Annotated in this window: 31 protein-coding genes; 27 read left to right on the forward strand and 4 right to left on the reverse strand. The window is 51.6% G+C overall.

Annotated features, from left to right (window positions below; genetic code table 11):
- The first annotated feature begins 9 nt into the window (after nt 1-9).
- The 21 genes from spoIIIAF to PUT07_RS10805 all read left to right on the forward strand — a co-directional run bounded on the left by spoIIIAF (nt 10) and on the right by PUT07_RS10805 (nt 18,135).
- On the forward strand, nt 10-747 hold the full coding sequence (spoIIIAF, locus tag PUT07_RS10705) for a stage III sporulation protein AF (protein WP_274467946.1): 738 nt from the start codon (nt 10-12) through the stop codon (nt 745-747).
- A gap of 4 nt (nt 748-751) precedes the next feature.
- Entirely contained in the window at nt 752-1,390 is a 639-nt protein-coding gene (gene spoIIIAG, locus PUT07_RS10710) for a stage III sporulation protein AG (RefSeq protein ID WP_310190652.1), read from the forward strand.
- A 35-nt stretch (nt 1,391-1,425) separates the two neighbouring features.
- A complete protein-coding gene (locus PUT07_RS10715) occupies nt 1,426-2,199 on the forward strand; it encodes a SpoIIIAH-like family protein (RefSeq protein WP_274467948.1) in 774 nt (257 codons plus the stop codon).
- Between the two features lie 156 nt (nt 2,200-2,355).
- A complete protein-coding gene (gene accB, locus PUT07_RS10720; RefSeq protein ID WP_274467949.1) occupies nt 2,356-2,847 on the forward strand; it encodes an acetyl-CoA carboxylase biotin carboxyl carrier protein in 492 nt (163 codons plus the stop codon).
- A gap of 39 nt (nt 2,848-2,886) precedes the next feature.
- Nucleotides 2,887-4,245 carry an acetyl-CoA carboxylase biotin carboxylase subunit gene (accC, locus tag PUT07_RS10725; protein ID WP_274467951.1) on the forward strand — a complete coding sequence of 453 codons (1,359 nt, stop codon included), beginning with the start codon at nt 2,887-2,889 and terminating at the stop codon, nt 4,243-4,245.
- 84 nt (nt 4,246-4,329) lie between these two features.
- Nucleotides 4,330-4,743 carry an Asp23/Gls24 family envelope stress response protein gene (locus PUT07_RS10730; RefSeq protein WP_274467952.1) on the forward strand — a complete coding sequence of 138 codons (414 nt, stop codon included), beginning with the start codon at nt 4,330-4,332 and terminating at the stop codon, nt 4,741-4,743.
- An 87-nt stretch (nt 4,744-4,830) separates the two neighbouring features.
- Nucleotides 4,831-5,391: an alkaline shock response membrane anchor protein AmaP gene (gene amaP, locus PUT07_RS10735; RefSeq protein WP_274467953.1), complete on the forward strand. Its 561-nt coding sequence runs from the start codon at nt 4,831-4,833 to the stop codon at nt 5,389-5,391.
- Nucleotides 5,392-5,405: 14 nt separating this feature from the next.
- Nucleotides 5,406-5,633, forward strand: coding sequence for a DUF2273 domain-containing protein (locus PUT07_RS10740; RefSeq protein WP_274467954.1), 228 nt, complete (start codon nt 5,406-5,408; stop codon nt 5,631-5,633).
- 86 nt (nt 5,634-5,719) lie between these two features.
- On the forward strand, nt 5,720-6,178 hold the full coding sequence (gene nusB / locus PUT07_RS10745; protein WP_274467955.1) for a transcription antitermination factor NusB: 459 nt from the start codon (nt 5,720-5,722) through the stop codon (nt 6,176-6,178).
- A gap of 47 nt (nt 6,179-6,225) precedes the next feature.
- The gene (folD, locus tag PUT07_RS10750) at nt 6,226-7,092 is read left to right on the forward strand and encodes a bifunctional methylenetetrahydrofolate dehydrogenase/methenyltetrahydrofolate cyclohydrolase FolD (protein ID WP_274467956.1); all 867 of its coding nucleotides are present in this window, start codon (nt 6,226-6,228) and stop codon (nt 7,090-7,092) included.
- A 15-nt stretch (nt 7,093-7,107) separates the two neighbouring features.
- Nucleotides 7,108-8,478, forward strand: a complete 1,371-nt coding sequence (gene xseA / locus PUT07_RS10755) for an exodeoxyribonuclease VII large subunit (protein ID WP_274467957.1) — start codon at nt 7,108-7,110, stop codon at nt 8,476-8,478.
- Complete coding sequence (xseB, locus tag PUT07_RS10760) at nt 8,465-8,719, forward strand: exodeoxyribonuclease VII small subunit (protein WP_274467958.1); 255 nt, start codon at nt 8,465-8,467, stop codon at nt 8,717-8,719. The genes xseA and xseB overlap by 14 nt, the downstream gene beginning before the upstream one ends.
- Before the next feature lie 49 nt (nt 8,720-8,768).
- Nucleotides 8,769-9,626 (forward strand): polyprenyl synthetase family protein, encoded by an 858-nt coding sequence (locus PUT07_RS10765; protein ID WP_274469286.1) that lies wholly within the window; start codon nt 8,769-8,771, stop codon nt 9,624-9,626.
- 118 nt (nt 9,627-9,744) lie between these two features.
- Nucleotides 9,745-11,631, forward strand: a complete 1,887-nt coding sequence (gene dxs / locus PUT07_RS10770) for a 1-deoxy-D-xylulose-5-phosphate synthase (protein WP_274467959.1) — start codon at nt 9,745-9,747, stop codon at nt 11,629-11,631.
- A gap of 37 nt (nt 11,632-11,668) precedes the next feature.
- Nucleotides 11,669-12,502 (forward strand): TlyA family RNA methyltransferase, encoded by an 834-nt coding sequence (locus PUT07_RS10775; RefSeq protein WP_274467960.1) that lies wholly within the window; start codon nt 11,669-11,671, stop codon nt 12,500-12,502.
- Nucleotides 12,503-12,606: 104 nt separating this feature from the next.
- Nucleotides 12,607-13,059: a hypothetical protein gene (locus PUT07_RS10780; protein WP_274467961.1), complete on the forward strand. Its 453-nt coding sequence runs from the start codon at nt 12,607-12,609 to the stop codon at nt 13,057-13,059.
- Nucleotides 13,060-13,061: 2 nt separating this feature from the next.
- Nucleotides 13,062-13,511: a transcriptional regulator AhrC/ArgR gene (gene ahrC / locus PUT07_RS10785; protein ID WP_274467963.1), complete on the forward strand. Its 450-nt coding sequence runs from the start codon at nt 13,062-13,064 to the stop codon at nt 13,509-13,511.
- A 15-nt stretch (nt 13,512-13,526) separates the two neighbouring features.
- Complete coding sequence (recN, locus tag PUT07_RS10790; protein ID WP_274467964.1) at nt 13,527-15,257, forward strand: DNA repair protein RecN; 1,731 nt, start codon at nt 13,527-13,529, stop codon at nt 15,255-15,257.
- A gap of 119 nt (nt 15,258-15,376) precedes the next feature.
- On the forward strand, nt 15,377-16,717 hold the full coding sequence (gene spoIVB / locus PUT07_RS10795; protein ID WP_274469287.1) for a SpoIVB peptidase: 1,341 nt from the start codon (nt 15,377-15,379) through the stop codon (nt 16,715-16,717).
- Between the two features lie 232 nt (nt 16,718-16,949).
- Complete coding sequence (gene spo0A / locus PUT07_RS10800) at nt 16,950-17,753, forward strand: sporulation transcription factor Spo0A (RefSeq protein ID WP_274467965.1); 804 nt, start codon at nt 16,950-16,952, stop codon at nt 17,751-17,753.
- Nucleotides 17,754-17,901: 148 nt separating this feature from the next.
- The gene (locus PUT07_RS10805) at nt 17,902-18,135 is read left to right on the forward strand and encodes a helix-turn-helix domain-containing protein (protein WP_274467967.1); all 234 of its coding nucleotides are present in this window, start codon (nt 17,902-17,904) and stop codon (nt 18,133-18,135) included.
- A 63-nt stretch (nt 18,136-18,198) separates the two neighbouring features.
- On the opposite strand, the gene PUT07_RS10810 is transcribed toward PUT07_RS10805, so the two are convergent.
- Complete coding sequence (locus PUT07_RS10810) at nt 18,199-18,294, reverse strand: YjcZ family sporulation protein (RefSeq protein ID WP_082615175.1); 96 nt, start codon at nt 18,292-18,294, stop codon at nt 18,199-18,201.
- 201 nt (nt 18,295-18,495) lie between these two features.
- Between PUT07_RS10810 and PUT07_RS10815 the strand changes: the two genes are divergently transcribed.
- From PUT07_RS10815 to PUT07_RS10830, 4 genes are all read left to right on the forward strand, one after another.
- A complete protein-coding gene (locus PUT07_RS10815) occupies nt 18,496-19,581 on the forward strand; it encodes an MBL fold metallo-hydrolase (RefSeq protein ID WP_274467969.1) in 1,086 nt (361 codons plus the stop codon).
- Nucleotides 19,582-19,672: 91 nt separating this feature from the next.
- The gene (locus PUT07_RS10820; protein ID WP_274467970.1) at nt 19,673-20,098 is read left to right on the forward strand and encodes a hypothetical protein; all 426 of its coding nucleotides are present in this window, start codon (nt 19,673-19,675) and stop codon (nt 20,096-20,098) included.
- Between the two features lie 102 nt (nt 20,099-20,200).
- Nucleotides 20,201-20,431 carry a hypothetical protein gene (locus PUT07_RS10825; RefSeq protein WP_274467971.1) on the forward strand — a complete coding sequence of 77 codons (231 nt, stop codon included), beginning with the start codon at nt 20,201-20,203 and terminating at the stop codon, nt 20,429-20,431.
- 40 nt (nt 20,432-20,471) lie between these two features.
- Nucleotides 20,472-21,872, forward strand: a complete 1,401-nt coding sequence (locus PUT07_RS10830; RefSeq protein WP_274467973.1) for a cobyrinate a,c-diamide synthase — start codon at nt 20,472-20,474, stop codon at nt 21,870-21,872.
- A 24-nt stretch (nt 21,873-21,896) separates the two neighbouring features.
- Here the strand turns inward: PUT07_RS10830 and PUT07_RS10835 are convergent, their stop codons facing one another.
- The gene (locus tag PUT07_RS10835) at nt 21,897-22,163 is read right to left on the reverse strand and encodes a hypothetical protein (RefSeq protein WP_274467974.1); all 267 of its coding nucleotides are present in this window, start codon (nt 22,161-22,163) and stop codon (nt 21,897-21,899) included.
- 102 nt (nt 22,164-22,265) lie between these two features.
- Between PUT07_RS10835 and PUT07_RS10840 the strand changes: the two genes are divergently transcribed.
- Nucleotides 22,266-22,523: a hypothetical protein gene (locus PUT07_RS10840; protein ID WP_274467976.1), complete on the forward strand. Its 258-nt coding sequence runs from the start codon at nt 22,266-22,268 to the stop codon at nt 22,521-22,523.
- Here the strand turns inward: PUT07_RS10840 and PUT07_RS10845 are convergent.
- Nucleotides 22,472-22,726 carry a hypothetical protein gene (locus PUT07_RS10845; RefSeq protein ID WP_274467977.1) on the reverse strand — a complete coding sequence of 85 codons (255 nt, stop codon included), beginning with the start codon at nt 22,724-22,726 and terminating at the stop codon, nt 22,472-22,474. The genes PUT07_RS10840 and PUT07_RS10845 overlap by 52 nt on opposite strands.
- Before the next feature lie 129 nt (nt 22,727-22,855).
- Here PUT07_RS10845 and PUT07_RS10850 point away from each other — a divergent pair, with 129 nt between their 5' ends.
- Nucleotides 22,856-23,035, forward strand: coding sequence for a hypothetical protein (locus tag PUT07_RS10850; protein WP_274467978.1), 180 nt, complete (start codon nt 22,856-22,858; stop codon nt 23,033-23,035).
- Between the two features lie 69 nt (nt 23,036-23,104).
- Here the strand turns inward: PUT07_RS10850 and PUT07_RS10855 are convergent, their stop codons facing one another.
- Complete coding sequence (locus PUT07_RS10855; protein ID WP_274467979.1) at nt 23,105-23,290, reverse strand: hypothetical protein; 186 nt, start codon at nt 23,288-23,290, stop codon at nt 23,105-23,107.
- Nucleotides 23,291-23,316 lie beyond the last annotated feature (26 nt).

A 23,316-nucleotide genomic window follows, 5' to 3' on the forward strand; every position in this document is an offset into this window, starting at 1 on the left:
AGATCAGCTATGGATTGGTTAGCCGGATGGCTGAAGACGGTCATTATGGTCATAATGCTGGCTACTTTCGTCGATCTTCTGCTCCCCAGCAGCGCCATGCAGCGGTATGTCAAAACGGTGATGAGCCTGTTCATCCTGCTGACGCTCTTATCGCCGGTGTTGCAGCTGTTTCAGAAAAATTGGGATGTGGAGCAACTGCTAAGCGCAGCCGAACGAAAGCAGAATGATACGACGCTCCTGGCCGGCGCGAATGCGGGAAGTTCGGGGATGCAATCGCTCGAGGCCATCACGCAAACCGCCCGGAAGCTGCAAGCTGAGGGTCAGAAGCAATCCCAGCAAATGCTGCAAACGCAAATAGCGGGACTAATGAAAGAAGATTTGCAAAAGCAGACGGATCTAACCGTCAAGGACGTTCAGGTGGTTGCACAAATTGACAATAACGGGAAGCCCGCCATTGCAAGAGTGAGGGTCACCCTTGATGATATAGAACCGGGCAGCCAGGCGCAGCCTTCTCCCGGCTCCAACAGCATTGCAGTCATGGAACCGGTTAAACCGATTGACCCCATACGAATTGACGCCAGCGCCGCCAACGCCAAGGATGAGAAAGCGGCCGCAGCCCCAGAAGTTACAGCCCGGTCCCGGCAGGAAATCGACAGACTGAAGCAAGGTATCACGCGCAACTGGCTCGTAGAGCCGGCGCACATTGATATTCAAGTCGAGCAAGGAAATGGAAGGATTGCGAGGTGAAAAGGTGGGAACATTGCTGCAATGGATGGAGCACAAATTCGGCGGAGGCCCGGGTGGCCCCAAACGCAAAAACACGGTCCTATGGGTTATCATGATCGGACTTTTGGGTGCGGCGCTGATGATTTTGAACGCATTTATGACTGTCAAAGAGGTTGATCCCATCAATACGGGCCGAGCATCTCCGCCACCAAGCCAAGAAACGTTCCTCGGCGGTACGCCGAAGGAGAATTCAAGCTTCCACGACTATGAACAAGCCTATCAAGCTCAGCTGAAGGAGATTTTGCAGAAAATCGTTGGCGTCGGCGATGTGGAAGTGCTGGTGACGATCGAATCGACGGAGGAACTGACCGTCGACAAAAATTACAACGACAACCAGCAAATGACGACAGAACGCGACAACGGCGGGGCGACGCGGAATATTTCCCAGGTAACGCGCAGCGGGGAAGTCGTTCTCTATCAAGTGTCGGGCGACCAGAAGCCGCTCGTGCTCAAATACATTAAGCCGAAAATCAGAGGCGTCATCGTTGTGGCCAAAGGCGCCGAAAATTTAACGGTGAAGAAAATGATATCCGAGGCTGTAGAACGGGGATTGGATGTCCCGGTACACCGAATTTCCATTTTACCCCGGAAAACCGGGGAATAAATGCCAAGCTAATTATAAATGAGGAGGAATAAACAATGAACGCAAAAAGACAAACGATTTGGCTCGTATCCATGCTCAGCTTGATGGTGGTGCTCTCCGCGTACTATTTGTTCACCGAGGATGTCAATAAGCTTGATCTGGCATCGACGGCAACGACGAAGACCGCTCAAGAAGTGAAGATCGATATGAGTCAGGTTGATCCTGTCAGCGGAGCAAAAACAGATGTGAAAGCAACAACAGGCACTGACGCAAAAGTCGACAACAAAGCGGTAACGCCGCAAGATTCTACAAAAACAGATGTAAAAACGGATGCTAAAACAGATGCTAAAACAAATGTGAAAACAGATGTGAAAACAGATGCCAAGACGAATACAAGCACAAGCACTAGCACAAGCACCAGCGCCAAAACGGACGATCAAGTGCTGAAGCAAATGGAAGAGCAAGCGAAAACGACTTCCGCCAGCGATTTCTTCACGAACGAGCAAATGAAACAAAGCGAATATTTCAGCAAAGCATCCACGGAGCTCATGGAAATCATCGTTGATGCGAAGAAGACGCCTGAGGCTGTAGCGAAAGCAACGAATGACCTTGCCAAGCTGACAGACGTTCAAGAAAAAGTTGAAAATCTGCAAGATGTGCTGATGAAAGACTTCCCGCAGGCGATCATCAATCAAGACGGCAACAAATGGAAGGTCACCGTTCAAAGTGATAAACTGGAGAAAAGCCAAGGTGTTACAATCGTTGACATGGTAGTGAAAGAGCTAGGCGCAGCACCGGAAAACATCATGATCAAATACGTGCGCCCATAGGGACGCGAGGCTGCCGAGCCTTCTCGAAATAGCGATGGAAAGGGTCCGGACAAAACTGGACTCTTTCCATTTCTTGCGTTTATGGGTATAATACATACGTTGCGGCTATGAAACCGCATTTTTTAATGGTTCACCAACTTTGAAGGAGTGACATGAATGTTCAAATTGAGTGAAATCAAAGAGTTAATCAAACTCGTCGATCAATCCTCTTTACAAGAACTTGAAATTGAAAATGAAGGTGCGCGCTTGTCCATTCGCAAGCCGAATAAACCTGAGCCTGTATACGTAACGGCCCCCGTTCAACAAACATATGCTCCGATCGCCCCAAGCGCTCCTGTGAACACAGCGCCTGCTGCGGCAATCGAGACTTCTGCTCCTGCTGGACATGCCAAGCAAGAGGACTTATCTTTACATAAGATCGTTTCGCCGATGGTAGGAACTTTCTATCAGTCTGCTTCCCCTGGTGCCGCTCCTTTCGTAAGCGTTGGCCAGAAAGTCGGCGACAAAACCGTCGTATGTATCGTTGAAGCTATGAAATTGATGAATGAGATTGAAGCAGAGATCAAAGGCGAAATCGTCGAAGTGCTCGTCGAGAACGGGCAGCTTGTGGAGTACGGTCAACCTTTATTTCTGGTAAGACCGGAGTAAGTCAGTTTTCCGCACGGAAAACTCTTAGGAGGAAACAGAATGAAATTTCATAAAATCCTAATTGCCAACCGAGGAGAAATAGCTGTTCGTATTATCCGAGCTTGTCGCGAGCTGGGCATCTATACAGTGGCTGTATATTCGGAAGCGGATCGCGATGCGCTGCATGTGCGGCTTGCGGATGAAGCCTACTGCATTGGGCCGACGGCTTCCAAGGACAGCTACTTGAACTTCACGAACCTGATGAGTGTAGCGACGTTGACGGAATGCGACGCGATTCATCCCGGTTACGGATTTCTGGCTGAGAATGCGGACTTCGCCGAAATTTGCGAAAGCTGCAACATCGAGTTCATCGGTCCGTCTCCGGATGCCATCTCCCGCATGGGGGATAAAGCGGTAGCGAAGCAAACGATGAAAGAAGCTAGAGTACCCATTATTCCAGGCTCCGACGGTTTGGTAGACAACGTGGATGACGCCATCACCATTGCCCGCGATATCGGCTATCCGGTGATTATCAAAGCGACAGCCGGCGGCGGAGGCAAAGGCATCCGGATCGCGGAGAACGAAGAGACGCTGGTCGCCCAAATTACAGCGGCCCAGCAGGAAGCGCAGAACGCTTTCGGCAACGCAGGCATCTATTTGGAGAAATATTTGACGGGCATGAAGCACGTCGAAATTCAAATTCTAGCGGACAAACACGGCAATGTCGTCCACTTGGGCGAGCGCGATTGTTCCGTCCAGCGCCGCAGACAGAAGCTTGTCGAAGAAGCGCCGTGTCCAATCCTGACGCCGGAAACCCGCGCCGCGATGGGTCAAGCGGCTGTCCGTGCAGCCAAAGCTGTCAACTATGCAGGCGCAGGAACGCTAGAGTTCCTGCTAGGACCGGATGGAAACTTCTATTTCATGGAGATGAATACGAGAATTCAAGTCGAGCATCCCGTCACCGAGATGATTACAGGCGTCGACATTATTCAAGAAATGATTCGCGTTGCAGAAGGCAATCCGCTCTCGTTCTCCCAAGAGGACGTGCACATTAACGGCTGGGCGATCGAGTGCCGGGTGAATGCGGAGGATCCGAATCGCAATTTCATGCCTTCCGCGGGTCAAGTGAAGTTTTACTTGCCGCCGGGCGGGTTCGGCGTTCGTGTCGACAGCGCGGTGTATCCGGGCTATACGATTCCGCCTCACTATGATTCGATGATCGCCAAGCTCATCGTCTGGGGCAGCACACGCGAAGAAGCGATTGCCCGCATGAAGCGCGCGCTCACCGAGTTTGCGGTCGACGGCGTGAATACGACGATTCCGTTCCATTTGAAGCTGCTTGAGCACAATAAATTTATCAAGGGCGACCACGATATCAAATTTTTGGAAGAGCACGATGTGAACGATCCGAATTCGTAGACAACCGTTTGTCATATTTTTGGCAAAATGGTATAGTAATAAATTAATGATGGCTTATCCAAAAATTACTTAGGAGGTGCCACAATGAGCACAATCGCTCCGGATTACGTCAAAACAGACATGGGCAGCATCCAGATTGCCCCCGAGGTTATCGAAATCATTGCCGGCTTGGCAACGGTGGAAGTGCAAGGAGTAGCGGGGATGAGCGGAGGAATTGCTGGCGGCATTGCTGAATTGCTTGGACGCAAAAATTTGTCCAAAGGCGTAAAGGTCGAAGTCGGACAACGTGAAGCTGCCATTGACGTCTCCATTATTATCGAATATGGGAATCGCATTCCAGAGGTTGCCAGCGCCATTCAACAGAATGTGAAGCATGCAATCGAATCAATGACGGGTCTAAGCGTTGTTGAAGTTAATGTTCATATTCATGATGTTCATTTTAAACAGGCAGATAAACCGGTCGAAGAAGAAACAGCGACTGCCCTAAGAGTGAAATAGGCGGAGTTGCTGCATCCATATGGATCATCGAAACCCCCTACAGGTTGCAGGGGGTTTCCTCTAACTATAGGAAGGGGACAAGCTTACGTGGGTAAAATTGTGGACAGGCTCTTGCTGCTTCTCTATAGCCTAATTATATTCGTTGCTTCCATCGTCGTATTGTTCACAGCATCGAGCTGGATCCCAATGGAACAAGCAGGCCAAATCTTACATAATTTTTATTTTGAGAAAAATTACGCATATCCGGGAATAATCGTTTCCCTGGTCATGCTGCTGATTTCAATCCGTTTTCTCATCCTGACGCTTCGCCGCGGGCGTGCCCAAGCACCATCAATCGATCAGCGCACCGATTTCGGAGATATTCGCATCTCCATGGAAACTGTCGAGAATCTGTCCCTGAAAGCGGCCGGTCGTACGAAAGGCGCCAAAGACCTGCGCGCGCGAGTCAGAGTGAACCAATCCGGTCTAGAGATTACGATCAGAACGATTGTGGATGGGGAAAGTTCGATTCCGGAACTTACGGAAGAGATGCAAAGTACTGTGAAGAGTTACATTGAGGATATTACCGGCATTCCTGTAGCTTCCGTAACCGTATTCGTAGCAAACATCGTGCAGTCCGCCCCAACGTTTAAGAGCCGAGTCGAATAGAGGTGAATCCACGCATGTGGAATGAGCTATGGGAGTCCCATAGGGGCAAAGTGGTCGGAGTGGCGGCAGGTATTTTTTTCGGTTTCATTTACTTATTTTTCGGATTCTGGGATATGTTGATCTTCGGATTCATCGTTCTGGTCGGTTTTTATGTCGGGAACAAGGTGGATCGCAAGGAAAGTTTCGTCATGCTGGAAGACATTTGGCGCTATCTCACGCAAAAATGGAGAATGTTTCGCTAAAATCCCTGGTATAACCATGGATTTTTTTGTTTGGATTGGTTCCAATATGACGTATACTAGTAGAAAGAGCTCTTAGGAGGAACAAAATGAAACGCAGAGTTGCACGAGAAATTGCTGTACAGAGCCTATACCAAATTCAAATGAATGAGGCGACGCCTCAGGAAGCCGTCCAGGTTGCGGTTCACGAAGCGGAACATGACAATGAGACGCAGTTGGATATCAAAGGCGACAAATTAAATGCAGCTTACATTATGGAGCTGGTTGAAGGTACTTATAACAATAAAGTTAGAATCGACGAGCTGCTGGAGGAATATTTGAAGGGTTGGGCGATGGACAGGCTGTCACGCATTGATCGTGAAGTACTGCGTTTGGCCGTTTATGAAATGCTCTACAGGGACGATGTGCCGCCGAAGGTTGTCGTGAACGAGGCGATTGATTTGGCCAAGCATTACGGGACGGACGAGTCCGGGAAATTCGTGAACGGCGTTCTCGGTAAAATGATTAAAGAAGTGGAAGAATTGAAGAGCAAGGTTACGCCTACGTAACGGGAGCTTGCGAAGCAGGTACACTACATTCTTAGGGGGATAATCACATGTCTGGACAAGTTATTAACGGCAAAGAATTAGTTAGTTCGATTCGCGAGGAGATTCGGGCGGATGCTGCCGCGCTGACGACGCAAGGCCATCAACCCGGCTTGGTTGTTGTCATTGTGGGCGAGGATCCGGCTTCCCAGGTTTATGTTCGCAACAAGGCGAAAGCGTGCGACGATGTAGGCATCTACTCCGAAGTTCATGCCCTGCCTGAATCGACAACACAGCAAGAACTAATTGCACTCATTCATAAATTTAATAGCGATAGCCGGATTCACGGTATTCTTGTACAGTCACCTCTGCCCAAGCATATTGACGAAGAAGCGGTCGTTGATGAAATCGACCCGCTCAAAGATGTGGATTGCTTCCATCCGGTCAATGTCGGCAATCTGATGATTGGCAAAGACGGAATGAAGCCTTGTACGCCGCATGGCGTCATCGAAATTTTGAAGCGCACCGGCGTAGAAATCGCAGGCAAGCATGCGGTTGTCGTAGGCAGAAGCAACATTGTGGGTAAGCCTATGGCCATGCTGCTTCTTCGTGAACATGCAACGGTATCCGTGGTTCACTCACGCACGCCGAATATGGAAGAGATCACGAAGCAAGCGGATATTCTTGTCGTTGCCGTGGGCAAAGCGCATTTGATCAAAGCGCATCACGTGAAGCCTGGCGCAGTCGTTATCGATGTAGGCATGAACCGTCCTGCCGACGGCAAGCTGACGGGTGATGTGGATTTCGAAGCGGTCAAAGAAGTGGCAAGCGCCATTACGCCTGTGCCGGGTTGTGTCGGTCCGATGACGATTACGATGCTGCTGCGCAACACCGTTGACGCGGCGGCGCGAACAGCCAAAGCGAATGTGAGCGTATAACGGAAGCGTATGGTCATGGGCAGAAACGAGACGAAAATCTTCGCGGTCAAGGATTTAAACCGCTACATCAAGCTGCTGCTCGAGAGCGATAACCGGCTGCAGGATGTGTGGGTTCGCGGCGAAATTTCCAATTTCACGCACCATTCCAGCGGACATATGTATTTCACGCTGAAGGATGAGGGCGGGCGTCTGAAGAGCATCATGTTCGCCTCCCATAATCAGCGGCTCGGCTTCATTCCCAAAGAGGGCACGAAAGTGATTGCCCGCGGGAATATTTCCGTCTACGAACGGGACGGAGCGTACCAGTTCTATGTCACGTCGATGCAGCCGGACGGCATCGGCAGCTTATACTTGGCTTACGAGCAGCTGAAGAAAAAGCTCGAGACCGAGGGGCTGTTCGCGCCGGAGCGCAAGAAACCGATTCCCCGGTTTCCGCGCGCGATCGGCGTGATCACCTCTCCGACGGGGGCCGCGATCCGTGATATCATCATCACGCTACAGCGGCGCTACCCGTCGGTACAGATCTTGCTGTACCCGGTACTGGTACAAGGAGCGGGAGCGGCGCCGTCGATCGTGAAAGCGATCGAAGCGATGAACCGCCTCGGTGAAGCCGACGTGCTCATCGTGGGCCGCGGAGGCGGCTCCCTCGAGGAGCTGTGGGCGTTCAACGAGGAACCCGTCGCGCGGGCGATCAGCGCCTCCGCGATCCCGGTCATCTCGGCCGTCGGCCACGAGACGGACTTCACGATCGCGGACTTCGTCGCCGATCTGCGGGCACCGACACCGACGGCGGCTGCCGAGCTCGCGGTGCCGAGCCGCGCCGAGCTGAAGCAGCAGCTGTCGCAGCAGGCGCAGCGGCTGCACTACGGGCTGCTTCAGCAGCTGCGGCGCAAACAGGAACGGCTGGAGCGCCTGCGGCGCTCCCCGTTCCTGACGAACCCCCGCAGGCAGCTGCTGATGCAGCCTGCGGAGCGGCTCGACCGGCTGACGGAGCAGCTCGGTTACCGCATGCGCCAGCGCGTTCAGCGGCTGGCGGAGCGGCACATGAAGCTGGAGCGTAAGCTCACCGGCTTCAATCCCAAAGAGCAGGCCGTGTTCGCCAGGCGGCGCCTAGATACGTCAGGGCGGCAGCTGCTCACGGCCATGCAGACCCTCCTGCGCGGGAAGAAGCAGGAGTGGCAGGCCAGCGTCCGCCATCTGGACGCGCTCAGCCCGCTGAAGGTCATGCAGCGGGGCTACAGCTTGGCGTACGACGAGGACGAGCAGACGCTCATCCGCTCGGTGTCCCAAGTGAAGGTTGGGGATCGTGTGAAGATTCGGCTCTTAGACGGCAGGTTGGACTGCCAAGTATCGGGGATGGAGGAGAACGTAGATGTCAACGAATGAAACGGAAGTTAGCTTCGAGCAAGCCATCGAGCTGCTTGAGCGGATCGTCGCTCAATTGGAGAGCGGTGACGTGCCGCTGGAGAAAGCGATTGAGCTGTATCAGGAAGGCGTTCGCCTGTCTCATCTGTGCGGTGTGAAGCTCGAGCAAGTCGAGAAGAAAATCGAGATGCTGGTTGAAGGGGAAACAGGCGCGGTGAGCAGAAAGCCTTTCCAACCTGTCTTGGAAGATAAGGGGAATTAGGTTGAACACGACGTGCACAATACATGAATATATCGCATTACACGCAAACATGGTGGAATCGGCATTAGTCCAATCGCTTCCTGACCCGTGGATAGTTCCTGGCAGGCTGCGGGAATCGATGAACTACTCCTTGATGGCGGGCGGCAAGCGGCTGCGCCCCATTCTCGTTCTGGCCGCCGCCGAGGCGCTCGGCGGCTCCAAGACGGCGGCGATGCCTGTCGCACTGGCGATCGAGATGGTGCACACGTATTCGCTTGTGCATGACGATCTGCCTGCGATGGACAATGACGACTACCGCAGAGGCAAGCTGACCAACCACAAGGTGTATGGGGAAGCGATGGCCATCCTTGCCGGAGACGCTCTGCTGACGCATGCGTTCCACAGCATCGCGCAGGCCCACAGAGCGCACGGCATCCCTGCGGAGCGCGTGCTTGCCATCACGGAGGAGCTTGCGGACTTTGCCGGCGCTAGAGGTATGGTTGGCGGTCAAGCAGCGGATATGCTCGGCGAACAGGGCATCACGAAGCTGGAGGAACTCGAATACATCCATCTGCACAAAACGAGCGATCTGATCGTCTTCTCGCTGCGGGCCGGAGCTCATATCGCCGGCGCGTCGGAGTCGCAGCTTGCTGCGCTAAGCGAATTCGGCAATGCGATCGGGCTTGCTTTCCAAATTCAGGACGATATTCTGGATATTATCGGAGACGAGATCAAACTCGGCAAGCCGGTGAAAAGCGACGAGAAGCAGATGAAGGTGACTTATCCGTATTTCATCGGACTCGAAGCTTCCGAGATGAAGGTGAAGGAGCTGACGGCTCAAGCCAAGAGGGCGCTGCTGCAAGGCGGCATAGCGAACCCGGAGAGGCTGCTTCAGCTGGCGGATTATTTGATGCATAGGGATCATTAAGAGGGTTATTTTTACATATTTTTGAGATTACGGGTCTGGTTTTCACGATTTATCCAAAACTATGGTATAATGGTGTAACCAATCATCGTATTTTCACATTGAAAGTGAGGAAACAAGCGTGCTGCTCGAACAAATCAATCGACCTGAGGACTTGAAACGGTTATCCATAGCGGAGCTTGAGACATTGGCGGGTGAAATCCGTCAATTTCTGATCGAGAAGTTATCCGTAACAGGTGGACATCTGTCCTCGAACTTGGGTGTGGTTGAGCTCACCATCGCTTTACATACCTTGTTTCACAGCCCTTATGATAAACTGCTTTTTGATGTAGGCCATCAGGCGTATGTACACAAAATTTTGACTGGGCGTAAGGATAAGTTTGATACGTTACGCAAATACAAAGGCTTGTGCGGGTTCATCAAGCGATCGGAAAGCGAACATGACGTCTGGGAAGCCGGACATAGCAGTACCTCTTTATCGGCGGCAATGGGGATGGCCATGGCGCGCGATCTGAAAGGCGAACACAATAAAGTGGTTGCCATTATCGGGGATGGCGCGATTACCGGCGGTATGGCGCTGGAGGCTATGAACCATATCGGTCACGAGAAGAAAAATATTATGGTCATTCTGAATGACAATGAAATGTCGATTGCTCCTAACGTTGGGGCGATTCATAATTACTTGAGCAAAATCCGCTCAGACCGTCATTATTTGAAAGCTAAAGAAGAAGTCGAACATTTACTTAAGAAAATACCTGCCATCGGCGACACGCTGGCTAAGACGGCGGAGAAGCTGAAGGACAGTCTCAAATATTTCGTATTGAACGGTGTATGGTTTGAAGAGCTGGGCTTTACGTATATCGGTCCGGTGGACGGACACAATCTGCCTATGCTCCTCGATACGCTGAAGCAGGCCGAGAAAGTGGTCGGACCCGTTCTGGTGCACGTCGTCACGATGAAGGGGAAAGGCTACACCCCTGCCGAACAGGATTCCCACAGCTGGCATGGCCCCGGTCCGTATAAGATCGAGTCCGGTCAAGTGCTTAAGTCGGTTGGACCTCCGATGTACACGGAAGTTTTCGGCAGCACGCTGATCCAGATGGCTGAGAAGGATTCGCGCATAGTCGCTGTTACGCCTGCGATGCCGGGCGGTTCCGGGCTGCTGAAGTTCGCGAAGCAATTCCCGAACCGGATGATTGACGTCGGTATCGCCGAGCAGCATGCAGCTACGCTATGCGCAGGTCTTGCGAGCGAAGGCTTGAAGCCGGTGTTTGCGGTCTACTCGACCTTCCTGCAGAGAGCCTATGATCAGGTCGTGCATGATATATGCCGCCCGAATCTGAATGTCGCGTTTGCCATTGACCGCGCCGGCTTCGTCGGTCCGGATGGCGAGACGCACCAAGGCGTCTACGATATGGCTTTCCTTCGTTCCCTGCCGAATATGGTGCTGATGATGCCGAAGGATGAGAAAGAGCTGCGCAATATGATGCAGACGGCACTGGAGTATAACGACGGTCCGATCGCTTACCGGTACCCACGGAACAGCGGTACCGGCGTGAGCATCGAGGATGAGCCTAAGGCGATTCCGATCGGCACATGGGAAACGCTGCGCGACGGCGACTACGCTGCCGTTCTTGCGGTCGGTCCGATGGTGCAGGTGGCGCTTGAAGCGGCGGAGCAATTGGCGAAGGAAGGCATCTCACTGCGAGTCGTGAATGCGCGCTTCATCAAACCGCTGGACGAAGCGTATTTGCGCCAGCTGGCTTCCGAATCGCTGCCGATCATTACGATGGAAGAAGGCGCCATTCAAGGGGGCTTCGGCAGTGCCGTCACCGAATTTTATACACTGAACAATATCGCCGGCCAATCCATCCATTTGATGGGGATCCCGGATTACTTCGTGGAACACGGTTCCGTGAAAGAACAACGGGAAGAAGTCGAGCTCACGGCGGCAAGTCTGATCGCCGAAGTGAAGAAGCTGATGCCGCGCCAAAGACAACGGGCCTAAACGCGGGAACGAGACGAATAGGAGTTTAGACAATATCATGTCATCGGATAAAGAACGGTTGGATATCCTGCTCCTGGAGCAGGGATATTTCGAAAGCAGGGAGAAAGCAAAGGCCGCCATTATGGCTGGCCTTGTTTTTGCTGATGAAGAGCCCGCAGATAAGGCTGGAATGAAAATTAGCAGGAAAGCCGTCCTGAAGGTGAAGGGAGCGGTCCATCCTTATGTAAGCAGGGGGGGCCTCAAGCTGGAGAAGGCGCTTAAGCAGTTCGGCATCGATCTGAACGGCGCGGTGATGCTCGATATCGGGGCGTCTACAGGCGGTTTCACGGATTGCGCGCTGCAGCATGGAGCCGCCATGGTTTATGCGGTCGACGTGGGCTATAACCAGTTGGATTGGTCGCTGCGGAACGACGAGCGCGTCCGGGTGATGGAGAGAACGAATTTCCGCTACACGACGATGGATGATTTGGACGGGCCGCGGCCAACGTTTGCCAGCATCGATGTCTCCTTTATTTCGCTGCGCATTATTTTACCTCCGCTTAAGGGAATATTGTTAAATCAAGGCACGGTTGTCGCCCTCATTAAACCGCAGTTTGAAGCAGGCAGGGAGAAGGTAGGCAAATCAGGCGTCGTGCGCGACCCGGAAGTACATGAGGACGTTCTCACCATGGTGCTCTCGTTCGCAGAGGAGCTTGGTTTCCGTCTCAAAGGATTGACGTATTCACCGATTACGGGCGGAGAAGGAAATATTGAATTCCTGGCCTACTGGTCGAGCGACTCGGATGACGGCGCCATGCCGGCTCATGCAGCCTCAATGAAAGAGCTCATCGCCGCAACGGTGAAAGAAGCGCAGAAATTGCATGGCAAATAAACTCATCTCAGAGTACGCCTTATTGCGGCCCGGAGATGGGTTTTTTCACATCCATTAAAGGATTTTCCCGAATGGCCCGCGAATAGTATGGCGAGGTGAGGGACATGGAAAATGGCGATAGGACTGTCATTTTGCTCATTCTGATACTTGTTGTGGGATTCTTGATTTGGCGTTTTCAGCGCTGGCTGGAAGGACCTGTGAAGAGACGTTCATGGATTCCGAGACATTCAGAAGTTCCGTTGGATGACGTGGTTGAACTCCTAGAAGGAGCCGGCTTCGACGTCATTGCCGGCAAGACCAAAATCCCGATCTCCATGACCGTGAATGATAGAGAGCGGTTGGAAAGTCGGCTCTTCATCGACTACTTCGCACAAAAAGATGAGCAGGTCTATCTGGTGAAAGTAGCGAAAGAGCGCAAACCGCTCGAAATGACAGGCAGCAGCGTGCGCGATATGCTCATGGCGTACAGCTTGATTTATCCTGAGGCGGACGGGGTGCTGTATGTGGATATGGCGCTGAACAAAATTAAAAAAATCACATTTCATATAGAGGTGTAAGCATGAAAGGTCAAAGGCATGTAAAAATCAGGGAGATCATTACGAATCACGAAATCGAAACACAGGATGAATTGGTCGAATCCCTTCGGGCGGCTGGCTTTCATGTGACGCAGGCGACCGTTTCGCGCGATATCAAGGAGCTCCATTTGATCAAGATTCCGCTCGATGACGGCAGATACAAATATTCGATGCCGGCCGATCAGCGGTTTAATCCGATGCAGCGATTGCGCCGCGCGTTAAGCGACCACTTTGTCAGTATCGATTACAGCGACAATCTCGTTGTGATGAAATGTTTGCCTGGCACTGCGAACACCATTTGCGCACTGATTGATAATTTGGAATGGGATGGCGTCATGGGAACGATCGGCGGTGATGATACGATTCTCGTCATTTGCCGCGGCAAAGAGAACAGCGTTACTTTCGTTGACGAAGTGATGTCTTTACTATCATAAAGCCAGGAGGAATTCATGCTTACAGAATTATCGATTCGTAACTTAGCTGTTATTGAGCATGTGCATATTCGATTCAAATCCGGGTTTCATGTTCTGACGGGGGAAACCGGGGCAGGGAAATCCATTATCATTGATGCCTTGACGCTGATCGTAGGCGGCCGCGGTTCGTCGGACCTGGTTCGATATGGCGCGGACAAAGCGGAAATCGAAGCGATGTTCGAGCTGCCGCCTGAGCATCCCGTGTGGCGGACGCTGGCGGAACTGGGGATCGAGGCGGATCCTGGTGAGCATCTGCTCATCCGACGGGAAATTACGGCGACGGGCAAAAGCTCCTCCCGGATCAACGGGCAGCTCGTGAATCTGACCATGCTGCGCCAAACCGGCGAGTGGCTGGTTAATATCCACGGCCAGCACGAACATCAATCACTCCTGGATGACGAGGAGCATATTCATTCACTCGATTTGTTCGGCGACGAAGAGATCGCGGCGGCGATGAAGACGTACCAGAGCGCATATGACGAATATATGAAGCTGCACAAAGATTTGCGCGAGCTGCAGGAAACGAGCAAGCAAGCGCTGCAGATGCTGGATTTGTACCGGTTCCAGATCGATGAAATTTCGGCCGCGAAGCTCAAACCCGGCGAAGACGAAGCGCTTGCCGAAGAGAAGCGGAAGCTGGCGAATGCCGAAAAGCTGTATCAAAGCTCATCCGAGGCATACGATTTCCTCTATGCGACGAACCGCGGCTTGGATGCGGCGGGCAAGGCGGTCTCGAGAATCCAGGACATCGTCCAATTGGATCCGGCTAAGCTGACGCCGCTGCTGGAACAAGCGCAGTCTGCCTACTATCAGCTGGAGGATGCCGCCTATCAACTGCGCGATTATAGGGACGGGATTGAGTTCAATCCTGCACGGCTCGATTATATCGAACAAAGATTGGATACAATTACGTCTTTGCGCCGAAAATATGGAGAGAATATTAAAGAGATCTTAACCTACCTGGATAAAATAAAAACAGAAGTGGATACCATCGAAAATAAAGATGAGCATATCCGCAAAATTGAAGACAAGCTTGCTGTTATGGAGAAGCAATTGAGCGTCGCCGCTCTGGATCTGTCGCATCTGCGCCGCGGCATCGCCCAGCAGCTCGCCGCGCAAATCGAGCATGAGCTGCGCGATTTGCAGATGGAGCGCACGCAATTCCGCGTGCAGGTGGAACAAGTGCTGGACGAGCGCAGCGGCATCGAGGTGGAAGGCAAGCGCGTCAAATTTAACCGTTCGGGCATCGATCAGGTTGAATTCCTCATGGCCCCGAACCCGGGCGAGCCGCTGCGCGGGCTCAGCAAAATTGCGTCCGGCGGGGAGCTGTCGCGCATTATGCTGGCCATGAAATCGATTTTTGCCCGGATCGACCAAATTCCTGTTCTTGTCTTCGACGAGGTGGATACGGGTGTCAGCGGCCGCGCAGCGCAAGCGATCGCGGAGAAAATGTCCAACCTGTCCGACAACTGCCAAGTTTTTTCGATTACCCATTTGCCTCAAGTCGCTTCCTTCGCTGACGTGCATTTCTATATCCGCAAGGAAGTGGATCAAGAAAGAACGTTCACGCGCGTACAAGATATGCCGGACGAAGGCCGGATCGAGGAGCTGGCCCGGATGCTCGGCGGGGTGGAAGTGACGGAAACGACGCTCCATCATGCCGGGGAAATGCTTGCCATGGCAAGAAATAAGAAAGCAAGGGCATGAAAGTATAGATAGTCATCATTTTCAGTTATAAAACAGGGGGAGTGAGGTTAACTTATAGGTACGCATTTGACGACGCAGTTCGTCAGGGGCCTAAGGATGTGTGAGGGAGCGTGAAGATATTGCAATCCAGCAAAAGGAAAAGATTGTTCGGACTCCTGCTCGTCTTCTTCGTTTGTATGGTAAGTTTGTCTCCGCCTTTTCAAAGCTTTGCCTCATTCCCCCAGGAACTCCGTTTATTCAGCGGTCAAGGGAAGCAGCTGCAACTAGCGATGCCGGTCAGTGCGCAGGTAATTGTGAAGGACCCGGACATTGTGAAGGTGAACGGCAATGCTCAGCACTCATTTCAAGTTAATCTAGGCGAACCTATTTCGTTACAATCCGACCGCTCCGGGCAGACGGAAATGAAGCTCAAGCTGTTCGGGGCCATTCCGATCAAAACGGTTAAAGTGAATGTCGTACCTGATCTTAAGGTTATACCCGGAGGTCAAACGATCGGCGTGAAAATTAAGTCCGCCGGCATTCTGGTTGTGGGTCATCACTTGGTAACTGTTGCCCCAGACCAAAAAGTTTCTCCTGGGGAAGAAGCGAAAATTCAAGTGGGCGATTTGATCACGAAAATCAACGGCAAGGATTCGAAGGATGTTAGCAAAGTTGCCGATTTGGTGACCAAATCCGGCGAAAGCAAAACACCGTTGGACCTCAAAATTCTTCGCAACAATGAAGAAATTTCCGTTAAGCTTCAACCTGTCTACGACGTTGTGGACAAGTCTTACCGCTTAGGGTTATATATCCGCGATTCCGCGGCAGGCGTAGGCACGCTGACATTCTATGCCCCTGATCAGGGGGTTTACGGAGCTTTGGGTCATGTCATCACGGATATGGATACGCAAACCCCGATTATCGTCGGCGATGGCGATATCGTCTATTCCAATGTGACGTCCATCTCCAAGAGCCACAATGGGGATCCGGGTGAAAAGCACGCCACGCTGTACAAAGACAGCAAAGTTATCGGCAATATCGAGCGCAATACGGCCTTCGGCATATTCGGCAAGATGTATGCCGCGCCAGACCACAGTATAGAGAAAGAAGCGATCCCCGTTGCTTTCGCTGAGGAAGTCAAGGAAGGACCGGCCCAAATCTATACCGTCGTCGAAGGGCAGAAGGTCGAGAAATTCGATATTCAAGTCGTTCACGTATCCAAGCAGGATTCACCGGGAACGAAGGGGATGGTGATCAAAATTACCGACCCGCGCTTGCTGGATAAGACCGGCGGCATCGTGCAAGGAATGAGCGGCAGCCCCATTATCCAGAACGGCAAGTTGATCGGCGCGGTCACGCATGTGTTCGTCAACGACCCGACTAGCGGGTATGGCTGCTTCATCGAATGGATGCTTCAAGATTCCGGGATCATTCTGAGACCGACCGGCGGAGCATCGTCCAAGGAACCAAAGGCTAGCTAGCTGCCTTTGGTTCTTTATTTTATTTTAACCTGTTTCTACAAGGGGTTATCCATTTTACTTTGAATTTGTCGAAAAATGTAGTATGCAGAAGATAAATATATTATTATATAAGAAAGTGAATTAAAAGAAAAGAAAAATAATATTCGACAGAAGGAATTTAAGTTGAGGTGTCGAATACCTTTCATAAGAGAGAATATACAAACCTGTTTAGTAGCTAAAGGAGGATTTGACGTTGCAAAAAATTCAAGTATTACTAGCTGACGACAATCGTGAATTTACCCATTTATTATCCGAGTTCATTGGTGAACAAGAGGATATGGAAATTGTCGGTGTTGCGTACAACGGTAATGAGGTTCTCCGATTTTTGGAACAACAACGCGAATTACCCGATGTACTCATTTTAGATATTATTATGCCTCATCTGGATGGTCTTGGCGTGCTTGAGAAAATGCGCGAAATGAACCTGCCCGGCCAACCGAAAATTATTATGCTGACAGCATTCGGTCAAGAAAACATAACACAGAAGGCTGTACAGCTTGGAGCCTCTTACTACATACTTAAGCCTTTCGATATGGAAACTTTGACGAACCGGATTCGCCAGCTTGTCGGCAGCAATGCGCCGGCATCGACGACATCGACGGCATCCGTGCCTAGAGCCAATGTCGTGCATATGCCCAAAGGCAAGAACCTGGATGCGAATATTACGAGCATCATCCATGAAATCGGCGTTCCGGCCCATATCAAAGGATATCAATATTTGCGCGAAGCGATTACGATGGTTTACAACAACATCGAAATTTTGGGCGCAATTACGAAGACGCTGTACCCGGCTATTGCCGAAAAGTACAAAACGACGCCAAGCCGCGTCGAACGCGCTATCCGGCATGCGATTGAAGTCGCTTGGACGCGCGGCAACATCGACAGCATCTCCTTTATTTTCGGTTACACGATCAATATTTCCAAATCCAAGCCGACGAACTCGGAATTTATCGCCATGGTGGCGGATAAGCTCAGAATCGAGCATAAGGTTTCTTGAGACGGTTAGAATCTTTGAATTGAGATTGTATAAACAAGCCGCATCTTTATTGGCAACTCCGCCAATGGGAATGCGGCTTTTTATTTTAATGTCTGCGTCCACTTTGGGCACATTAGAGATAGAGACTTCGAAAGCGGGGACATGAAGGATGAAATACGATCTAGGCCGCTGCTTGCTTAGCGAGCGATTGCAGCAATCGGGAATATCCGTAGGGGAGCTGGCACATGCGCTGCACTACAAGCCCCAGAAGCTCAGCGACTTTGCGGAAAACAAGCGCATCATGCCGTTGAAATCGGCCATCTCCATCGCCGACACGTTGGGCTGTGATGTTAAAGATTTATATGAATTAATCACACTCGAGGAGAATGTGAATGAAATATGAGTAAGTGTGGAATGCCAGAAAGACTACCTATCCTGGATAGGTAGCCCTTCTGTGAAGTCGAAATTACCAAACAAATGCACTAGTGATGATAACCAGCAAGATGAAAAGTACCAAGATAGCTGCTGAAGAAGTATAACCTACACCAGTTCCACAACTCATTCGAATCAACCTCCAACTGAGATTTGGTTTGTGTTTCGAAATAGCTTATGACCTAGTTTCGAGGAATGTTTGGGCGAGCTGACTGATTGTGCTCATGTCCCGCGTGCGGAAAAATATTTGGAACCAAACTCCGAAACCATACGTTATACATCTAATCAAACATCCTAATCGCGTAGGGTATAAGCTTGGAGGCTAAGAAATTTGGTTACGTTGTTCTCGATTGTTGCGGCTGTCGTTGTTGTGGTTGTTTTGTTTATGTATATGTATCCGGTTTTCGGCAGAAGACCTTCAACGAAGAAGATGCAGGCATTCGCCCGTTCCCCCCAATTTAAGCAAGGGAAATTTCATAATCCGGTTCCGACGATGATGAATATGAGCTTCTCAACCGGAATGGGCATTTTGCGGGAATTTATGAAAAACACCCCGAACCGGCGGCCGTCGTCGCCGCTGCGGATGGATACGCCATCGTTCGGGAAGGATACCGAAACGCAAGTGACATGGTTCGGGCACTCGGCTTCCTTATTGACGATCGACGGTAAGTCGCTGCTGCTGGATCCGATGTTCGGCAGAGCCGCTTCCCCCTTCCCCTGGTTCGGCAAGGGGCGGTACAGCGGTGGATTGCCGTTTGATATCGTGCAGCTGCCCGTTATTGACGCGGTGCTGTTATCCCATGACCACTACGATCACTTGGATTATGGCTCCATTATGAGAATCAAGCATAAGGTGAAGAAGTTTCTTGTACCATTAGGCGTCGGCGGCCATTTGATGAGATGGGGGATTCCCCCGGAGTCAATCGCCGAATACGATTGGTGGGATGAGCTTACCTATGAAGGATTATCAATCGCATGCACGCCTGCCATTCATTTCTCAGGAAGAAGCATGACGGACCGCGGCGCTACGCTGTGGTGCTCATGGGTCATCAAAGGGAACCGTTCGAGCGTGTTTTTCAGCGGAGACAGCGGGTATTCGCCGCATTTCCGAGCGATTGGCGATAAATACGGGCCGTTCGATGTAACGCTGATGGAATGCGGCCAATACGACGAGCGCTGGCCGGATATTCATATGATGCCGGAGCAAACGGTTCAGGCCCATCAGGACGTGAGAGGAAAGCTGTTGATTCCGATCCATTGGGCCGCCTTCACTTTGGCACTGCACGATTGGTTCGATCCCGTAGAGCGGGCAACGCAGGCAGCACATGCCAAGCAGCTGGCTGTGGCAACCCCGTTAATTGGCCAAACGGTCCGTGTGCACGGCGGGCAATTTCCGACAGCGGCCTGGTGGAAATAACCATGGCAGCGCATGAGAACTGGATACTGGGTCTGCCGCATGGTATGATGGGTAGGTTGGCAGACAAGTAATCAGGAGAGAAGAATAATTTATGGTTGAACAAAAAAGTGAAAGAAAATTTCATTTCCTGGGCGTACTGTTGGGCGTGGCCGTTGACAATTTGGGAACCTTATTCACCAGCGCGATCATCGGCACCCTTTATTTCGGCAGCGGTCCGGTGAATGAACAGGATGTCAATGCGGTTTATTCGAATGCTGCACTCTTGCTTCTGTTACTTCTAATAGGCTTATTCTGGTCATTCCTTGGCGGATTCGTCGCGGCAAAGGTTGCCAAGCGCGCTGAATATTTCAATGCAGCCTGCATTGGCGTCATCGGGGCAGCGATCGGGTTCGACTCGATGTTAACCAATGACGGCATTCCGTTATGGTACGAATTAGTCGGCTTCTTCGCCATTGTGCCGATATCCTTGTTAGGCGGTTATTTGGCCTTGAAGAGGAAGAAAGCTCCTTTGAAATGAATATGCACCTCTGAAGACTCGGCTTCGGCCGGGTCTTCAGTTCTATATCGGGATTGCGCTATAATACATGTGAGCAAGTCAATCGGCGAAAGGAAGGATAATATGCCTAAATATGCTAATGCAAGCGCGGAGGCGACCGAGTTTTTGCGGCAACAAACAGGAAGCGGCCAACTAGAATGTTATACATATATTGATCCGGATCAGACGGAAGACAGCTTTTTCATCGTCAAGACCAGTAATAAAGTAATTCATGTTTCTTTTGCGGAAATTACATATGAGACTAGCTCATACACAAGCTTGCTGGAAGGACTTTACCGCGCCATCTATGAATAAGTGCATGGCAGGCCGCTAGATAAAGGAGGGGACTGAAATCATGGAGCGAAGAATCGTTATCGCCGGCACAGGCAGCGGAGTCGGCAAAACGACGCTCGCGATCGGCATCATGGCTGCTTGGCGGAAGCGCGGTTTAGCGGTTCAAGGGTTTAAATGCGGACCCGATTATATCGATCCGACCTATCATACGGCCGTGACGGGCAGACCGTCCCGCAATCTGGATTCTTGGATGACCGGCCGGGAGGGCGTGCTAGCCGCCTATGCGCGCGGGAGCCGCGGAGCGGACATCTCCGTCATTGAAGGCGTTATGGGGATGTATGACGGCAAAGACCCGCTTACCGACGACGGCAGTACGGCGGATATCGGCCGGATATTGGAGTCCCCGGTCGTGCTTGTCGTGAATATTGCCAGTATGGCCAGGAGCGCCGCGGCGATCGTGAAAGGCTTTCAGCAGTTTGGCCAAGGCGACAATATTGTCGGGGTGCTCGCCAACCGTGCCGGCAGCAGCGGGCATTACGAGTTGGTCAAGCAAGCGATCGAGCAGGAATGCGGGATTCCGGTTCTCGGTTATTTGCCGCGGAACGAGCACATCGAGCTGCCGGAACGGCATTTGGGTCTCGTGCCTTCGGTCGAGAAAGGCGATTTGCAGCCTTTCTTTGACCGTCTCGCCGAAGAGGTTGAAGCGCACCTCGATTTGGAGCGGCTGTTTGAAGCGGCAGCGGCGAAGCCCGTCAACGGCCTTGCCGGCTTATCCACGAACGTCCCTGAGGTGAACGATGCGGCCCGGGTGAACCTTGCCGTGGCCAAGGATGCCGCTTTCCATTTCTACTATCCCGATAATCTGGAGATGCTGGAAGCTGCCGGCGCCAAGCTCCTATTCTTCTCGCCGCTGCAGGGAGAGGAAGTGCCGGCCGAAGCAGACGGTTTATATATCGGCGGCGGGTTTCCGGAGGAATTCGCCGGCCGGCTGGGGAAGGATGCGAAGGTGAAAGCTTCGTTTCGCAAGCGGATTGCGGAAGGCATGCCGACGCTCGCCGAATGCGGCGGATTCATGTACTTGACGGAGCAAATTGTAGATACGGCAGGAAACGCCTTCGATATGGTGGGCTTGATACCGGGCAAGGTGATCATGCAGAAGCAGTTGACCGCGTTAGGTTACCGGGAAATAACGGGGACAGCCGGCAATTTCCTGCTTCCGCCGGAAGACAAAGCGCGCGGCCACGAATTCCATTACTCGACCTATGCAGCAGCGGAGGGAATGGAGCCGGCCCCCGCATTTCAATGCAAAGGGCGGTTAGGCACCAAACCGGAAGGCTATGCAGGCGGAAGCCTGACGGCAGGCTATGCGCATTTGCATTTTGCATCCAATGCCGGTCTGGTACACAGATGGATTCGAGCTTGCGCGCAGTACCGGCAATCAAAAAAGGTTGGTCAGGAATAGTTTCCTGGCCAACCTTTTTGCGGGCTATTTTATGAGAGTCAGAGCTTGATCTGCAATATAATCTTTGTAGCGGTCTAGACAGTTGCAAAGGTAATCTTTGCGGCAGATCGGGCAAGGTTCTTTCATCAAACGGTTCAGGTCCGTCACTTTGCCGATGCCTGTTTCGGAGTCTCTTTCAAAGAAAAGGCGGCATTTGTTCCGGTCCTTCAATGAGACGACGACTTCGAAAAGTCCATTTTTTTTATTGTCACTAACGATTGTTGCATCTACTACTTGCGGATCATAAGCCATATGCAATTCCTCCTACTAGCATGCCCGTATCTTTATTAGTCTGGGCGCGTTAGTATATTATATAAATAAATAACATTTTATTCAATAGGAGGCTAAGCGGCAGTGATCTTTGATTATTGTGAGCAGGAAATGACGGAAAACGGCATGCAGCTGCACATCGGACTGCAATTCGAAGATGAGCCCGACTCGTTGTATGTCGCAGAACTTTCAGCAGGTGCCGACGGTACGGTAACGTCGTGGATGCTCTATTTCAACGGCTTTGATTGCAAATACAGCTTCAAGCCGGAGGAGAAGGAAGCGCTGATTCGCTATGCGGCGGAGCAGGGGATTCCCATCGCAGACGGGACAAGCGGGCCATAATGCAAAAAGGAATCGTCCCCATGGTGCTGGTTCCAATTCCTTGCGTGATGTTTATGCAGTTGTTTGGAGGCCCGTTCATGGCGGGTCGGCGTCTTCTTGGTTACCGGATTCATACCGTTCCAAGTCATACGGAAAGCGGCCGGATCCGCCTTGCCTTCGCGGACTTGGCGCTGCCGGACTTTCTGTGCTTGCGTTCTGGACATAGGATATTCCCCATTTCTATTGGATGGACTCATTGCTCATGTTCTCTATTGTATAGATAATTGGCGGCTGACCGCAATGGAAAGTTCTTTTCATAAGCATTTTGTACGATTCATAAAAGGGGGAGACGTATGCGCATAAGCGTTCAATTAGCTGTAGAGGGCAAGCCCGTGAAGCAGGATGTGCTGGAAATTGCCGAGCATAAGCTGGGTGAAATGACCGAGGAAGAGATCGAGAGCGCCATCGAAGTGAAGATTCGTACTTGGGTTGACCGCATGATTCAGGTGGAATGGGAAGTGTTGGACGATTAGCGGCCGATGAAAAAAGAGCTCCGAGGAGAATCTCCCCGGAGCTTTGTCATGTTATCGCGTTATGTATGTTTAGTGAACAATAGTGCCCACACCGGTCTTCTGCAGCGCGTGTTCCCAACTAGGGTAGTAGTACAACGCATTTTTCATTAAATCCGGATGCTCCTTCTTCACATGTTTCTTAGCTAGCGATTCTCCGGTGTTGTGAAGCTGCACAATATGGCCAAGCACTTCCTCTGCACTCATGTTTAGCTCCATGGATGTGTTCTCCTCCTTTCCGTAAG

It is taken from the genome of Paenibacillus sp. MAHUQ-63 (assembly GCF_028765165.1).
Classification (GTDB): Bacteria; Bacillota; Bacilli; order Paenibacillales; family NBRC-103111; genus Paenibacillus_E.

What these genes read in the sequence shown, in the direction of transcription:
- folD (WP_274467956.1), top strand. Translation starts at nt 6,226, where the DNA reads ATGTCTGGACAAGTTATTAACGGCAAAGAATTAGTTAGTTCGATTCGC.
- xseA (WP_274467957.1), top strand. Translation starts at nt 7,108, where the DNA reads ATGGGCAGAAACGAGACGAAAATCTTCGCGGTCAAGGATTTAAACCGC.
- PUT07_RS10810 (WP_082615175.1), bottom strand. Translation starts at nt 18,294, where the DNA reads ATGAGTTGTGGAACTGGTGTAGGTTATACTTCTTCAGCAGCTATCTTG.
- recN (WP_274467964.1), top strand. Translation starts at nt 13,527, where the DNA reads ATGCTTACAGAATTATCGATTCGTAACTTAGCTGTTATTGAGCATGTG.
- PUT07_RS10740 (WP_274467954.1), top strand. Translation starts at nt 5,406, where the DNA reads ATGTGGAATGAGCTATGGGAGTCCCATAGGGGCAAAGTGGTCGGAGTG.
- PUT07_RS10765 (WP_274469286.1), top strand. Translation starts at nt 8,769, where the DNA reads ATGGTGGAATCGGCATTAGTCCAATCGCTTCCTGACCCGTGGATAGTT.
- PUT07_RS10835 (WP_274467974.1), bottom strand. Translation starts at nt 22,163, where the DNA reads ATGGCTTATGATCCGCAAGTAGTAGATGCAACAATCGTTAGTGACAAT.
- PUT07_RS10775 (WP_274467960.1), top strand. Translation starts at nt 11,669, where the DNA reads ATGTCATCGGATAAAGAACGGTTGGATATCCTGCTCCTGGAGCAGGGA.
- nusB (WP_274467955.1), top strand. Translation starts at nt 5,720, where the DNA reads ATGAAACGCAGAGTTGCACGAGAAATTGCTGTACAGAGCCTATACCAA.
- PUT07_RS10825 (WP_274467971.1), top strand. Translation starts at nt 20,201, where the DNA reads ATGCCTAAATATGCTAATGCAAGCGCGGAGGCGACCGAGTTTTTGCGG.
- accC (WP_274467951.1), top strand. Translation starts at nt 2,887, where the DNA reads ATGAAATTTCATAAAATCCTAATTGCCAACCGAGGAGAAATAGCTGTT.
- PUT07_RS10845 (WP_274467977.1), bottom strand. Translation starts at nt 22,726, where the DNA reads ATGTCCAGAACGCAAGCACAGAAAGTCCGGCAGCGCCAAGTCCGCGAA.
- PUT07_RS10855 (WP_274467979.1), bottom strand. Translation starts at nt 23,290, where the DNA reads ATGGAGCTAAACATGAGTGCAGAGGAAGTGCTTGGCCATATTGTGCAG.
- PUT07_RS10830 (WP_274467973.1), top strand. Translation starts at nt 20,472, where the DNA reads ATGGAGCGAAGAATCGTTATCGCCGGCACAGGCAGCGGAGTCGGCAAA.
- PUT07_RS10730 (WP_274467952.1), top strand. Translation starts at nt 4,330, where the DNA reads ATGAGCACAATCGCTCCGGATTACGTCAAAACAGACATGGGCAGCATC.
- PUT07_RS10805 (WP_274467967.1), top strand. Translation starts at nt 17,902, where the DNA reads ATGAAATACGATCTAGGCCGCTGCTTGCTTAGCGAGCGATTGCAGCAA.
- accB (WP_274467949.1), top strand. Translation starts at nt 2,356, where the DNA reads ATGTTCAAATTGAGTGAAATCAAAGAGTTAATCAAACTCGTCGATCAA.
- PUT07_RS10780 (WP_274467961.1), top strand. Translation starts at nt 12,607, where the DNA reads ATGGAAAATGGCGATAGGACTGTCATTTTGCTCATTCTGATACTTGTT.
- PUT07_RS10715 (WP_274467948.1), top strand. Translation starts at nt 1,426, where the DNA reads ATGAACGCAAAAAGACAAACGATTTGGCTCGTATCCATGCTCAGCTTG.
- ahrC (WP_274467963.1), top strand. Translation starts at nt 13,062, where the DNA reads ATGAAAGGTCAAAGGCATGTAAAAATCAGGGAGATCATTACGAATCAC.
- spoIIIAF (WP_274467946.1), top strand. Translation starts at nt 10, where the DNA reads ATGGATTGGTTAGCCGGATGGCTGAAGACGGTCATTATGGTCATAATG.
- PUT07_RS10820 (WP_274467970.1), top strand. Translation starts at nt 19,673, where the DNA reads ATGGTTGAACAAAAAAGTGAAAGAAAATTTCATTTCCTGGGCGTACTG.
- xseB (WP_274467958.1), top strand. Translation starts at nt 8,465, where the DNA reads ATGTCAACGAATGAAACGGAAGTTAGCTTCGAGCAAGCCATCGAGCTG.
- PUT07_RS10850 (WP_274467978.1), top strand. Translation starts at nt 22,856, where the DNA reads ATGCGCATAAGCGTTCAATTAGCTGTAGAGGGCAAGCCCGTGAAGCAG.